13 protein-coding genes are annotated in these 13,460 nt (G+C 43.7%); 12 read left to right on the top strand and 1 reads right to left on the bottom strand.

The features are described 5' to 3' along the window. The first annotated feature begins 18 nt into the window (after positions 1-18). The 8 genes from ACDD58_RS06835 (at position 19) to ACDD58_RS06800 (ending at position 6,374) form a co-directional block, all read left to right on the top strand. Positions 19-996 (top strand): CotS family spore coat protein, encoded by a 978-nt coding sequence (locus tag ACDD58_RS06835; protein ID WP_241070873.1) that lies wholly within the window; start codon positions 19-21, stop codon positions 994-996. 51 nt (positions 997-1,047) lie between these two features. Continuing rightward, positions 1,048-2,439 (top strand): hypothetical protein, encoded by a 1,392-nt coding sequence (locus tag ACDD58_RS06830; protein WP_117919940.1) that lies wholly within the window; start codon positions 1,048-1,050, stop codon positions 2,437-2,439. A gap of 101 nt (positions 2,440-2,540) precedes the next feature. Further along, positions 2,541-4,277, top strand: a complete 1,737-nt coding sequence (locus ACDD58_RS06825) for a phospho-sugar mutase (RefSeq protein WP_117919942.1) — start codon at positions 2,541-2,543, stop codon at positions 4,275-4,277. A gap of 188 nt (positions 4,278-4,465) precedes the next feature. After that, the gene (locus ACDD58_RS06820) at positions 4,466-4,741 is read left to right on the top strand and encodes an HU family DNA-binding protein (RefSeq protein ID WP_006856310.1); all 276 of its coding nucleotides are present in this window, start codon (positions 4,466-4,468) and stop codon (positions 4,739-4,741) included. Positions 4,742-4,948: 207 nt separating this feature from the next. Continuing rightward, on the top strand, positions 4,949-5,191 hold the full coding sequence (locus tag ACDD58_RS06815; protein ID WP_006856311.1) for an RNA-binding S4 domain-containing protein: 243 nt from the start codon (positions 4,949-4,951) through the stop codon (positions 5,189-5,191). A 72-nt stretch (positions 5,192-5,263) separates the two neighbouring features. Then, the gene (gene yabP, locus ACDD58_RS06810) at positions 5,264-5,554 is read left to right on the top strand and encodes a sporulation protein YabP (RefSeq protein WP_186899324.1); all 291 of its coding nucleotides are present in this window, start codon (positions 5,264-5,266) and stop codon (positions 5,552-5,554) included. After that, positions 5,551-6,006: a spore cortex biosynthesis protein YabQ gene (gene yabQ / locus ACDD58_RS06805; RefSeq protein ID WP_186899325.1), complete on the top strand. Its 456-nt coding sequence runs from the start codon at positions 5,551-5,553 to the stop codon at positions 6,004-6,006. The genes yabP and yabQ overlap by 4 nt, the downstream gene beginning before the upstream one ends. 62 nt (positions 6,007-6,068) lie before the next feature. After that, entirely contained in the window at positions 6,069-6,374 is a 306-nt protein-coding gene (locus ACDD58_RS06800; RefSeq protein WP_118209878.1) for a septum formation initiator family protein, read from the top strand. 71 nt (positions 6,375-6,445) lie between these two features. On the opposite strand, the gene ACDD58_RS06795 is transcribed toward ACDD58_RS06800, so the two are convergent. Further along, a complete protein-coding gene (locus ACDD58_RS06795; protein ID WP_370776556.1) occupies positions 6,446-7,435 on the bottom strand; it encodes an aldo/keto reductase in 990 nt (329 codons plus the stop codon). A gap of 283 nt (positions 7,436-7,718) precedes the next feature. Here ACDD58_RS06795 and ACDD58_RS06790 point away from each other — a divergent pair, with 283 nt between their 5' ends. The 4 genes from ACDD58_RS06790 to ftsH are packed head-to-tail and all read left to right on the top strand — an operon-like array spanning position 7,719 to position 13,417. After that, positions 7,719-9,560 carry a SpoIIE family protein phosphatase gene (locus ACDD58_RS06790; protein ID WP_117919952.1) on the top strand — a complete coding sequence of 614 codons (1,842 nt, stop codon included), beginning with the start codon at positions 7,719-7,721 and terminating at the stop codon, positions 9,558-9,560. Further along, positions 9,561-11,057: a tRNA lysidine(34) synthetase TilS gene (tilS, locus tag ACDD58_RS06785; RefSeq protein ID WP_370776553.1), complete on the top strand. Its 1,497-nt coding sequence runs from the start codon at positions 9,561-9,563 to the stop codon at positions 11,055-11,057. It abuts the gene before it with no gap. Then, the gene (gene hpt / locus ACDD58_RS06780) at positions 11,047-11,577 is read left to right on the top strand and encodes a hypoxanthine phosphoribosyltransferase (RefSeq protein ID WP_117919956.1); all 531 of its coding nucleotides are present in this window, start codon (positions 11,047-11,049) and stop codon (positions 11,575-11,577) included. The genes tilS and hpt overlap by 11 nt, the downstream gene beginning before the upstream one ends. A 13-nt stretch (positions 11,578-11,590) precedes the next feature. After that, positions 11,591-13,417, top strand: coding sequence for an ATP-dependent zinc metalloprotease FtsH (gene ftsH / locus ACDD58_RS06775; RefSeq protein ID WP_370776549.1), 1,827 nt, complete (start codon positions 11,591-11,593; stop codon positions 13,415-13,417). The last annotated feature ends 43 nt before the right edge of the window (positions 13,418-13,460 follow it).

Genomic DNA, 13,460 nt, shown 5'->3' with positions numbered 1-13,460 from the left:
CATATGGGGGGCGTTTTTTTGTATAATCGACCGGAACAGGTATTAGAACAATACGAACTGGAAGTAAAATCCATCTCAAGAGGACGGGACAGCTATCAGTGTGATACCGAACAGGGACCAAAAATATTGCGTGAATACAGAGGTTCGAAAGAACGGGCAGAGTTTTTAGCAGATATGCTGGATCATCTTGATAGACAGGGAAGAACTGTGGAAACGATAATGCGCACAAAAGAGGGCGAGCCGTTTTCTGTGAATGAGGAGGAAACAAAATACATATTATATCAGGCGTATCCGGGTGCAGAATGTGATACGAAAAACAGGTCAGATATGTTTAGCGCAGTAAAAGAACTTGCGTTGCTGCATCAGTCTGCACAGAATTATGAGGGCAGTGTACCAGAGTTTTTACGATCGGGACAGAATAGTCTGTTAATGCTTTATGAAAAAAGAAACCGTGAGTTAAACAAAGTAAAGAATTATATCCGTGCAAAAAAGAAAAAAAATGATTTTGAGATGATGTTTGCGGTCTGGTATCCGGAATATGTGAAAAAAGCGAAAGAGACAACGGATATTTTAAAGGATCTTGGACGGCAGGAGAAACTGATTGGATTCTGTCATGGTGACTATAACCAGCACAATGTTATTTTCTCACAGGATGGAATTGCAGTCGTTCATTTTGAAAATTTCCTGTATCAGGAGAGAGTCGGGGATCTTGCAAACTTTATCCGGAAAATGATGGAAAAGAATAACTGGAATGCAGGACTTGGCATGGATCTGATACGTAATTATGACCGGGTAAAAAAGCTGTCGCCGGAAGAACTGAAATATCTGTATGTTTATCTTGCATATCCGGAAAAATTCTGGAAGATCGCAAACCGTTATTATAATTCACATAAAGCATGGCTGTCAGGGAGAAATATAGAAAAATTAGAGAAAGTTATTGCGCAGGAAGATGCAAGGGAACAGTTTTTACAGATGCTCTTCCACTTTACCGTGTAGATAGTTTGCGGTATAATTATTTGCACAATATTTTAGAAAGCAGGAGAGCACATGAAGATAAAATACAGGATTATTTTGCTGCTTGCAGCAATGATCATGCTGTTTAGTGCATGCGGAAAGAAGAATACGGTTGTGACCGGGCGTTATTATTACCCGGATCAGGAGAAAGATGCCAAAACGGAGGATGTTTCGGATGATGCAAATGAGTCGGTGGAGGCAACCGGGGAAGATGTGGTCGGAACAGACCAGTTCCTGATCAGATCGAATGATATGCAGGCAGAATGTCTGACATTAGAGCAGATCGCATCCGGTAAAGAATATGTGTATTATTACACAATCGCAACCAGATTTCTCGATAAATATGGAAACCGCACAGCGGTGTCTTATTTTGAACCCGGCAGAGTGATCACGGTGGGAGAAAAAGATGATCAGGGAAAGATCACGCAGGTGCAGATTTCCGATGCTGTCTGGGAATATCCGGATGTATCACGTTATTCGGTGGATATGGATCGGAGGATTTTTAAGATCGGAGATGAACGGTATTCCTATGATGCAGATCTTTATATCTGTGAAGATGATGTGAGAAAGCAGTTATCAGATCTGACCGATTTAGATACACTGCGGGTGACCGGTATAGGAAAAAAAATGATCTCCATTGTTGTCACAACCGGACATGGGGAACTTGCGCTGACGAATACAGAACTTTTTGAGGGAAGTTTTATCCAGATCGGAAGCAAAATATTTGCGGAAGTGACCAAAGATATGACGATGGAACTGCCGGCAGGAACTTATACTGTGACTGTGGCAAATAACGGATATGGCGGAAGTACAGATCTTACGATCGAGAGCGGACAGAAAGAGACACTTGATCTTAACACTTTAAAGGGTGAGGGACCAAAGTTTGGAAATATTTTATTTGCTGTGGATGTGGAGGATGCGATCATTCAGATTGATGGAAAAGTGATCGACACCGAGGAGGCAGTTCCGATCCAGTATGGAGTGCACAGTCTTGCTGTTACAGCTCCCGGATATGATACTTACAATAAGAAGCTGTTTGTTAATTCAAAAGAGGCAACGATCGTGATCGGAATGTCCGGTGATGGAAGTGGAACAGAAAGCACCACGGAAGAGACAGAAACAGAAAATACAGCGGATTCCGTGACGAACGAAACAGATACTACGACAGATGGAGCGGCAGGGAGCCTTGCGGGAAGTCTTGCAGGAAGCCATACAGCTGGGGAAAGCAGCGGAACAACTGCCGGAACTTCTGTGGGAAGCAGCACTGGAACCTCGACGGGGGATTCACTGGAAAACAGCAGCGGAATTTTGACGGATGGGACTTCGGGAACCGGCAACGGGGATGGCACATCAACGGGCAGCAGTACGGATTATCTCTCTACTCTGTCAGAACTTTTGTCAACGTTATCCGGAAACAGTAATTAAAAAGGACAGAATTGTACAAATTTAGCATGGAATAGTACTTGAAAAACAAGTTTGTTATCGCTAATATAAAGACAGAATCATAAGTATGGGAGGAAAGAAAAATGGGATACAAAGAAAATTATGAGAGCTGGCTGAATAATCCTTACTTTGATGAGGATACCAGAAATGAACTGAAAAATATTGCGGGAAACGAAAAAGAGATCGAAGACCGTTTTTATATGGATCTGGAATTCGGTACGGCAGGACTCCGTGGTGTGATCGGAGCCGGAACCAACCGTATGAATATTTACACCGTACGCAAGGCTACACAGGGACTTGCAAATTATATCAGCAAGGTAAACGGGCAGAAGCGCGGAGTTGCGATCGCCTATGATTCCCGCCACATGTCACCGGAATTTGCAGATGAAGCAGCACTCTGCCTGGCAGCAAACGGAATCAAAGCATATGTATTTGAATCTTTAAGACCAACCCCGGAACTTTCCTATGCAGTACGTAAATTAGGCTGTATTGCCGGAATCAATGTGACAGCAAGCCACAATCCACCGGAGTACAATGGATATAAAGTATACTGGGAGGATGGTGCACAGATCACACCTCCGCATGATACCGGAATCATGGATGAAGTAAAAAAAGTAACCGATTATGCAACAGTAAAGACCATGCCGCTTGATGAGGCAAAAGCAGCAGGACTTTATCAGGTGATCGGAGCAGATATCGACGATCCTTACATTGCTGAATTAAAGAAACTGGTTCTGCATCAGGACTGCATTGATAAAGTGGGCGGAGAGTTAAAGATCGTTTATACACCATTACATGGAACAGGAAATATTCCGGTACGCCGTGTATTAAAAGAGCTTGGCTTCAAAAATGTATATGTTGTTCCGGAGCAGGAGCTGCCGGATGGTGATTTTCCGACGGTAAGTTATCCGAACCCGGAAGCAGCAGAAGCATTTGAACTTGGACTTGCCCTTGGCAAAAAAGTAGATGCAGACTTAATTCTTGCGACAGATCCGGATGCAGACCGTCTCGGTGTGTATGTAAAGGACAGCAAAACAGGAGAATATCACAGCTTAACCGGTAATATGTCAGGATGCCTGATCGGTGATTATGTGATCGGACAGCGCAAAGAGCGTGACGGAAGCCTTCCGGCTGACGGTGCATTTATCCGTTCTATCGTTTCTACGAATATGGCAGATGCGATCGCTGACTATTATGGAATCGAGCTGGTAGAAGTGCTGACCGGATTTAAATTTATCGGTCAGAAGATCTTGGAATTTGAGAAAACAGGAAAAGGAACCTATCTGTTTGGTATGGAAGAAAGCTATGGCTGTCTGACAGGAACCTATGCGAGAGATAAAGATGCGATCGTAGCATCCATGACACTCTGTGAAGCAGCCGCTTACTATAAGACAAAGAACATGACATTGTGGGATGCAATGCTTGCAATGTATGAGAGATACGGCTATTACAAAGATGATGTGACATCCATCACCTTAAAAGGTATCGAGGGCCTTGCAAAGATTCAGGAGATCATGAATACACTGCGTGATCAGGCACCACAGGAGATCGGTGATTATAAAGTGACTGCAATCCGCGACTATAAGAAAGACACTGTTACAGATCTTGCAACCGGTAAGGTTACACCGACAGGACTTCCATCTTCTAACGTTCTTTACTACGAGATGACAGATGGTGCGTGGGTATGTGTAAGACCATCCGGTACAGAGCCGAAAGTAAAATTTTATCTGGGTGTAAAGGGAACTTCCCTTGCAGATGCTGACAAAAAATCATCCGATTTATCAAAAGCAGTACATGCGATGATCGATAAAATGCTTTAATCATAATCCTGAACGGAAAATGTATGTAAAAATGCCCATATTTAGGGGATTTTCCTTGACAACAGAAGTAAAAACAAGTATAAATAATGAAGTAGGTATTACAGTGTACGGATATCCGTCAGGGATTGGTGCATCAGAAGACCGCAAAATTAAATTTACTGTGAAAATCCAGAGGAGGAATTTTTAACATGAACAAAGCAGAATTAGTTGCAGCAATGGCTGAGAAAACTGAATTAAGCAAAAAAGACGCAGAAGCAGCATTAAAAGCTTTCACAGACGTTGTAGCTGAAGAATTAAAAAAAGGTGAGAAGATCCAGTTAGTTGGATTCGGAACATTTGAAGTATCTGAGAGAGCAGAGAGAACAGGAAGAAACCCACAGAGCGGTAAAGAGATGGTTATTCCGGCTTCTAAAGCTCCAAAATTCAAAGCTGGTAAGGCTTTAAAAGATATGGTTAACGCATAATCATAACAGAAAAGATTCTAAGCGGGTTCCGGTTGCGGAATCCGCTTTTTAATGTAATAGGAAATTCCCTATTACACAAAAAGCCCTCCGGGCGGGATGCGCATCTCGCGGAGAAGAAGTTAGCTGTAAACAGCACCACTCGAGCGCGAAAGAGTCGCAAGCGACTCTTTGTTCATTGCATTTTATGAATAAGAGGAGGATTATATAATGAGACTTGATAAATTTTTAAAGGTATCCCGTCTGATCAAACGCCGTACGGTGGCAAATGAAGCGTGCGATGCAGGAAGGGTATCGGTAAATGGAAAACCGGCAAAGGCATCGGTTAATGTCAAAGTCGGAGATATTATTGAGATCGCATTTGGAACGAAAACCGTAAAAGTGCGTGTGCTTGATCTGTTGGATACAACAAAAAAAGAACAGGCAAAAGATTTATTTGAATATATAGCATAAAAACAAAGACCTTCTAATATATTTAGAAACGGTGATAGATATTTCCGCTAATAAGTATCAGGAGGTCTTAGGATGGATGATAGAAATACAAATGTGACAAAGTCACATAAAGTACTGCTTGCAAACCGCAAAAGCGGGGCTTTTTCCGGAGTTGTGGACGTGTTGTCATTTGATGTGGCAGAAATTCTGTTAGAGACAGAACTGGGTATGCTTTTGATAAAAGGGCACGATCTCCATGTGAATCGTCTGACTTTGGAAAAAGGCGAAATTGATATTGAAGGAAGAATCGATTCCCTGACTTATTCCGATATCAAAAGTACAGGAAAACAGGCAGAATCTATTTTAGGGAGATTGTTTAAATGATGGCTGTCAGCGCGGCGATCAGTGAACAGGCAGCCTCACTTGGAGTATCCATACTGATTGGCGGAGCATTGTTTCTTTTGTATGATATCCTGCGTATTTTTCGCAGAATCGTGCCCCATGGGAATTTCTGGATCGGCATGGAGGATTTTGTATACTGGATCTGCTGTACGGCAGTGGTTTTTGTGATGTTGTATCGGGAAAATGACGGCATGGTGAGAGGATTTTCCATAGGTGGAATCGTGCTTGGCATGCTGCTCTACTATCTTCTGCTCAGCCGTTTTGTCATACGGATCAATGTGATGGTCTTTGGGGCGGTTTTTGGTCTGCTCGGCAAAATATTTGGTACTATTTTACTACCAGTCAGAAAACATGGGAAAAAAATTATACATTTTTTCAGAAAACGATTGAAAAAAGTGTGCAGAGCAGTTAAAATTGGGTTATGTAAACTATAGTCTGACGGTATGTTTGCGAAAAACAGTCAGGACAGCGGTATATCAGATGGAAGGAAACAGATATGGCAGGTAGAGGACGTCGAAAAAAGAATAATAACAGAGCAGGCAAGCTTTGTATTGGATTGATCGTCATTGCATTTGTTGCGGTAATGTCTGTTCAGATCATCCGGGTTTACCAGAAGGATCAGGAGTACATACAGCAGGAAGCATCACTCCAGAAGCAGTTAGAGGATGAAACTGCAAGGGGAGAACAGCTGAGCAATTATGAGACATATACAAAGTCCCAACAGTATGTGGAAGATACTGCAAAGAGTAAATTAGGACTTGCCTATGATAATGAGATCATCTTCAAAGAAGCGAAAAAATAGATTACAGATAATGATTAAAAAACAGTTCCATGATGTGCGGATAACGCATCTGGAACTGTTTTTTTGTTTACTTATTTTGCGATAGCGTCGATTTTTTCAAGTTCTTCTTTGGAGAAAGAAGTATGTCCGATGATACCGATATTGTCTAAGATCTGTTCCGGTTTTGAGGCACCGATCAGAACACTTGTCACATGATCGTCCTTTAAGATCCAGCTTAATGCCATCTCGGCAAGTGTCTGACCACGTTCTCCTGCCAGTTCATTTAATGCTTTGATCTGAGCCAGGCGTTCCGGCGTTAAGGAAGATTCATGTAAAAAGCGGCCGTCCTTTGCAATACGGCTGTCTGCCGGGATACCGTTTAAGTAGCGGTTGGTCAGCATACCCTGGGCTAAAGGTGAGAAGGCGATGATACCTTTATGAAGATCATGCGCAGTTTCCTTTAGGCCGTTATTTTCGATGGTACGGTCAAAGATCGAATAGCGGTTCTGGTTAATGATGAACGGGCATTTTAAGTCATTTAAGATAGCTGCCGCTTTCTTTAAGGTTGGTCCATCATAGTTAGAAAGTCCGACATAAAGTGCCTTACCGCTTTTTACGATGGAATCAAGAGCCCCCATTGTCTCTTCAAGCGGTGTTTCCGGGTCCATGCGGTGATGGTAGAAAATATCGACATATTCAAGTCCAAGTCTCTTTAAGCTCTGGTCTAAACTTGCGATCAGGTATTTACGGCTTCCCCAGTTGCCATAAGGTCCCTCCCACATATCATAACCGGCTTTTGTACTGATCAAAAGCTCATCACGGTAAGGCATAAGATCATCTTTTAAGATCTGACCGAAATTGCGCTCTGCACTTCCGTAGGCAGGACCGTAATTGTTGGCGAGATCAAAGTGGGTAATGCCGTGATCAAAGGCGGTGCGGCACATTGCCTTCATGTTGTCATAACATCCGGTATCACCGAAATTGTGCCATAATCCCAAAGATACGACCGGAAGTTTTAATCCGCTTGCTCCACAGCGGTTATACTGCATGGTTTCATAACGCTTACTGTCTGCTGTATACATTTTATTCCTCCCATGAAACGTTTTATATAAGATGTAATAAATTGTACCATATAACGTGAATAAGGTGTGAGGTCATTTTGAAATTCCTAAAAATAATCAACTGTTTTGAACTCCCTCGAAAGGATATCAAAAAAGGAATTTTGGCGAAAACTTTTTTGAAACCGGGCTTTTCTTTGACAAAGATTTTTGTTCCTGACTCCTATAATGGGATGCACCCGAAAAAATCAGCCGGATGAGATCCGGTGGATGGCGGGGAAAATAAGAAAGTGTAAGGAGACAGTAAATGAAAAAGACCAGAATCAGACAAATGATATTCAGTATACTTGGGAGCCTGGTATGCAGTGTCAGTGTGATGGGATGTTATCCGCTTGTGCCCGCATATTTTACGGCACTTTATTTAGAGCAGGTAAACGGAGTCATGCTGCTTGCGTTTATGTACATAGGAATGACCATATTTATGCCGCTTACCGCTGCGGTAAAATATGGAGTAACACTGATCGTTATGATTGGTGCTGTAAAGCTGATCGAATGGGCAAATGAAGGATGTCCTGCATTTTTAGCAGGTGTGATGGCGGGGCTTACTACACTGATCTTATCGTTTTGCGGGAGTCTTCTGGAATGGAAAAACCAGCCGGCTGGTGCGGCGGTATTTTTAGAGTCTATATTTATATTTGGTGCAGTGATCCTTTTAAACCGCAGCATTCATTTCCTGATGGAGTGGACACCTGTGCAGCAGAAAACGGAGGATCTGCCGGAGACAGGAAATGGCGAGCGTTTAAAAAATTATGCGGAATCTTTCCAGGGACTATCTCAGATTTTCTTAAATATGAGCACAGGAAAAGAAAAATATGCAGCGGACGAGCTTGGCAGGGTACAAAATGAGCTGACCGGAAAAGTCTGTGCTTCCTGCGATTCCTGCACACTTTGCTGGGAGAGGGACTGTACACCGCTTTATGGGATTTTGTCCTCGATGATCACCTCAATCTGGCAGAAGGGGGAGCCGGGAGCAGAAAATGAGGCAGAACTGAAAAAGTATTGTGCAAAAAGCCGGGATATGGTGGAGGAGGCAGTACGTGTATTTGAACGTGTTAGTTTAAATCATGCATGGTACAACCGGCTTTTGGAAAACAGGCAGGTGATTGCGGAACAGCTTGATGCCATGGCATATATCATGCAGGACTGTGCAAGAGAAGAACGCGTGCTTGATGCGCAGGAGAGGAGGGCAATCTCCGAGATACGCTACCGTGCGAAAGAGAAGGGAATCTCGATTGAGGAGATTCATCTGATCGAGACATTGGATGGCAGGTTAAAACTGAGTGCGACTTTAAAAAGCAGAAGGGGAGGGTGTATTGCTTTAAAATCATTTGTGACCGCGGCAGAACATGCTTTAGGAAAGCAGATGCGTGCAGCGGCAGATACGAAAACTTTTATTTCGAGGGAACCGGTCAGTTATGTTTTTTATGAGGATACGGTGTACCGCAATGTGCAGGGAATTGCGAGAGTCAAAAAAGACGGGGCAAAAATATCGGGAGATAATTTTTCTTTTCTGGAGTTAGAGCGGGGGGAATTCCTTCTTGGACTTTCTGACGGCATGGGTTCCGGAAGCATGGCATGTAAAGAGAGTGAGATGGTATTAGACCTTGTTGAGCGTTTTTTAGAGGCAGGTTTTTCTGTGGAGACAGCGATCCGCATGATGAATTCTGCGATGGTCATGAAAGGAGCAGATGATCTGTATTCCACAGTTGATCTCTGCAAGATCAATCTGTATACAGGAATGGCAAGGTTATATAAGATCGGTGCGGCGGCAACTTTTATAAAGAGAGGAACGGAGGTGGAATGTATTGCTTCACAGAGCCTGCCGGTGGGAGCACAGGTACAGATGGATATTTCCATGCAGGAAACAAAACTCATGGGTGGTGATTTTGTTGTCATGGTAACGGATGGTGTGTTAGAATATCTGCATGTAAAGAAACCGGAGGATACCATGCAGGAGATCATAGAGAGCATACAGACGAATAATCCGGGGATACTGGCAAAGAAGATCATGGAGCGTGTGATGCTTTTTACGGGAGGAAAGGCTAAGGATGATATGACCGTGTTAGCGGCATGTATATGGGAAAAATAAATGACAGAAGATGTATTAAACTGGATCAAAAAAGAAAAACTGATGACAGAAGGGGATACCGTGATCGTAGGGCTGTCCGGTGGGGCGGATTCTGTGGCACTTTTGCTGGTGCTTTTGGAATTGCGCGAAAGAATCGGATACACGCTTTTGGCAATACATGTAGAGCACGGTATCCGGGGAGGAGAGAGCAGGAAGGATGCAACGTTTGCAGAAGAACTCTGCAGACAAAAAGGAGTTCCATGCAGGATATGTCTGGTCAGTGTGCCGGAATATGCGGCTGCGGAGGGACTTGGCATTGAGGAAGCTGCGAGGATACTCCGTTATGACTGTTATCAAAAGGAGGCAGAGAAACTTAAGAAAAACGGAGCGGGACATGTCTGCATTGCCCTTGCACATCATGCAAATGACAATGCAGAGACGGTTTTGTTTCAGATGGCGAGAGGGAGCGGAATCCATGGAATGTGCGGAATGCACCCGAAGCGTGTACTTGCAGGAGATATTTCCATTGTGCGTCCGCTTCTTTGTGTTTCAAGAAAACAGATTGAGGAGTACCTTGATAAAGCCGGTCAGGAGTACCGGACAGATGGCACTAATCTGGATATAAATTACAGCAGAAACCGTATCCGTCATTGTGTTCTGCCGGAACTGTTAAAGGTCAATGAACAGTCGGTTTCCCATATCAATCAGAGTGCACTGCTTTTACAGCAGGCAGTTGATTATATGGAACAGGAGACTAAAAAGGCAATGCAGACATGCTGCGCTTTTACAGATGGCGCATATACTATTTTAAAAAATGAGTGGCAGCAGTATCCTGATATCATCCGGCAGGAGATCGTTCATGCGGTATTAGGAAAAGCATCTGGCAGCAGGAAAGATATCGGTATGGTACATGTGCAGGATGTCTGTGCCCTGATGGAAAAACAGACCGGGCGTGAGATCATGCTTCCGTATCAGGTGACGGCATGCAGGGTCTATGAAGGGGTAAGACTGCGCCGTGGGGAAATCCAAAAGGATGCCGGGGGAGCATGGAAGAAGCTGGAACCTGAAGATAAAAACGAAAATGTTCGGCCGGTTTATAAGCTCACAGAGACAGATTTTGCAAAATTAGAAGCGGGAGAAACGGTAACGATCACATTGCCGGATGCCAGTGTGAGCCTCAGACTGCTTTTATTTTCGGGAAAAATTGACGAAATTCCTAAAAATCAGTATACGAAATGGCTGAATTATGATAGGATAGAATGTGGCTTGCAGTTTCGGAGCCGGGCATCCGGAGATTATCTGACGGTGGATGATGCAGGACACAAAAAGAAATTAAAGAGCTATTTTATTGATGAAAAAATACCGCAGATAAAAAGAGATCACATATGGCTTTTAGCGCAGCAGTCGCATGTGTTATGGGTCATTGGCGGGCGGATCAGTGCCGTCTGCAAAATAAAAGAAGATACAAAAAGGATCCTGGAAGTAAGGATCGACGGAGGAAATTATCGTGAAGATTAAAAACATTAATGTTCATTTTACGGAAGAAGAGATTGACAAGAAGATCAGGGAATTAGGTGCAAGGATCAGTGAGGATTACGCAGGGGAATCTGTATGTCTGATCTGTATTTTAAAGGGAGCATCTTTCTTTACCTGTGAGCTGGCAAAAAGAATCACCGTACCGGTGGAAGTGGAATTTATGTCAGTTTCCAGTTATGGTTCCGGCACAGAATCCAGTGGTATCGTAAAGATCGTACAGGATTTATCAACCAGTATTGAAGGAAAAAATGTTATTGTTGTTGAGGATATCATTGATACAGGAAGAACTTTAAGTTATCTTTTAGAAAATTTGAAAACAAGAAGTCCAAAGAGCGTTCGTCTGTGTACACTGCTTGACAAACCGGACCGCAGGGTTGTGGATGTAAAGGTTGACTATGTCGGATTTGAGATACCGGACGAGTTTGTAGTAGGTTATGGCCTTGATTATGATCAGCAGTACCGTAATCTGCCTTATATTGGATTTGTGGAGATAGAGGAATAAAGGAGAAAAAGGATTGAATAATAAGAGAAGCGGTTTTAGAGGATTTGGAGTATATCTGATATTAGTGCTTGCTGTCATTGCGATCTGGTACTGGCTCGACGGTAGCAATGTGACCAATACTTATACGAGGCAGCAGTTTGAGACGGCGTTAGCAGAAGGTAAGGTGACACAGGTTAATGTGGTACCGAACCGTGAGGTGCCTACGGGAAGTGTGAACATTACATTCAGCGATTCGAGTACGCAGGTGATGCTTGTCTCTGACGTAGCAGAGATTGAGCAGTATATGCGGGAAACCGGATTTAAGACCTATACGGTACAGAATCCGCCGGAGGAGAGCTGGCTTTTGACACTGCTTCCATATCTGATCATTTTTGCTGCGATGTTCATTTTCTTTATGATCATGACAAATCAGGCGGCAGCAAATTCAGGCGGCGGAAGCAAGATGATGAATTTTGGAAAGAGCCGTGCGAGAAGGATGAGTGATGATCCGGCGAAACGTGTGAAGTTCTCGGATGTGGCAGGACTGCAGGAAGAAAAAGAAGAGTTAGAAGAAATCGTTGATTTCTTACGCGCACCGAAGAAATATACACAGCTTGGTGCGAGAATCCCCAAAGGTGTACTTTTGGTGGGACCTCCTGGTACAGGTAAGACATTGCTTGCAAAAGCGATCGCAGGAGAGGCGGGAGTACCATTTTTCTCTATTTCAGGTTCTGATTTTGTAGAGATGTTTGTCGGTGTCGGTGCATCGAGAGTCCGTGACCTTTTTGAGGAAGCAAAGAAAAATGCACCGTGTATCATTTTTATCGATGAGATCGATGCAGTTGCAAGACGAAGAGGAACAGGTATGGGCGGCGGTCACGACGAGCGCGAGCAGACCTTAAACCAGATGCTTGTCGAGATGGACGGATTTGGCGTGAATGAAGGCATTATTGTCATGGCTGCGACCAACCGTGTGGATATCTTAGATCCGGCGATCATGCGTCCGGGACGTTTTGACCGTAAAGTTGTTGTGGGTCGCCCGGATGTGCGCGGAAGAGAGGAGATCCTTTCCGTTCATGCAAAAAACAAGCCTCTTGGCGATGACGTTGACTTAAAACAGATCGCACAGACAACAGCAGGATTTACCGGTGCAGATCTTGAAAACCTTCTGAATGAAGCTGCGATCGTTGCGGCAAAAGATAACCGCGCCTATATCAGACAGGATGATATCAAGAAGTCCTTTGTAAAAGTCGGAATCGGTGCGGAGAAGAAGAGCCGCGTGATCTCTGACAAGGAAAAACGTATCACGGCATTCCATGAATCCGGTCATGCAATCTTATTCCATTTATTACCGGATGTAGGACCTGTTTATTCTGTTTCGATTATTCCGACCGGAAGCGGCGCTGCAGGATATACCATGCCTTTGCCGGAAAAGGATGAGATGTTTAACACGAAGGGCAAGATGTTACAGGATATCGTTGTATCACTTGGCGGACGTGTGGCGGAAGAACTTGTATTTGATGACATCACGACCGGGGCATCACAGGATATCAAGCAGGCGACCCAGATGGCAAAAGCCATGGTCACTAAATATGGTATGTCTGATAATATCGGTCTGATCTGCTATGACAATGATGATGATGAAGTATTTATCGGACGTGATCTTGCACATGCCAGAGGATACAGCGAGGGTGTAGCAAGTGCGATCGATCAGGAGATCAAGCGTATCATTGATGAATGTTATGCGAAAGCAAAGCAGATGATCACAGATAACCGTGATGTATTAGATGCCTGTGCAAACCTTCTGTTAGAAAAAGAAAAGATCAGCCAGCAGGAGTTTGAAGCATTATTTGAGAAGTAATTGTGCAGATTTTTCTGTTACGCTCAAAATATGGTACCAAGGT

It is taken from the genome of Roseburia sp., from assembly GCF_041325975.1.
GTDB classification, from domain to species: Bacteria; Bacillota; Clostridia; order Lachnospirales; family Lachnospiraceae; genus Roseburia; species Roseburia rectibacter.
The sequence above is the reverse complement of the archived record's forward strand: the minus strand, read 5'-3'. Positions and strand labels throughout refer to the sequence as shown.

Excerpts from the sequence above, each read along its gene's own strand:
- ACDD58_RS06815 (WP_006856311.1), top strand. The coding sequence starts at position 4,949 with ATGAGACTTGATAAATTTTTAAAGGTATCCCGTCTGATCAAACGCCGT.
- ACDD58_RS06825 (WP_117919942.1), top strand. The coding sequence starts at position 2,541 with ATGGGATACAAAGAAAATTATGAGAGCTGGCTGAATAATCCTTACTTT.
- yabP (WP_186899324.1), top strand. The coding sequence starts at position 5,264 with ATGGATGATAGAAATACAAATGTGACAAAGTCACATAAAGTACTGCTT.
- yabQ (WP_186899325.1), top strand. The coding sequence starts at position 5,551 with ATGATGGCTGTCAGCGCGGCGATCAGTGAACAGGCAGCCTCACTTGGA.
- ACDD58_RS06795 (WP_370776556.1), bottom strand. The coding sequence starts at position 7,435 with ATGTATACAGCAGACAGTAAGCGTTATGAAACCATGCAGTATAACCGC.
- tilS (WP_370776553.1), top strand. The coding sequence starts at position 9,561 with ATGACAGAAGATGTATTAAACTGGATCAAAAAAGAAAAACTGATGACA.
- ACDD58_RS06820 (WP_006856310.1), top strand. The coding sequence starts at position 4,466 with ATGAACAAAGCAGAATTAGTTGCAGCAATGGCTGAGAAAACTGAATTA.
- ACDD58_RS06830 (WP_117919940.1), top strand. The coding sequence starts at position 1,048 with ATGAAGATAAAATACAGGATTATTTTGCTGCTTGCAGCAATGATCATG.
- ACDD58_RS06790 (WP_117919952.1), top strand. The coding sequence starts at position 7,719 with ATGAAAAAGACCAGAATCAGACAAATGATATTCAGTATACTTGGGAGC.
- ACDD58_RS06800 (WP_118209878.1), top strand. The coding sequence starts at position 6,069 with ATGGCAGGTAGAGGACGTCGAAAAAAGAATAATAACAGAGCAGGCAAG.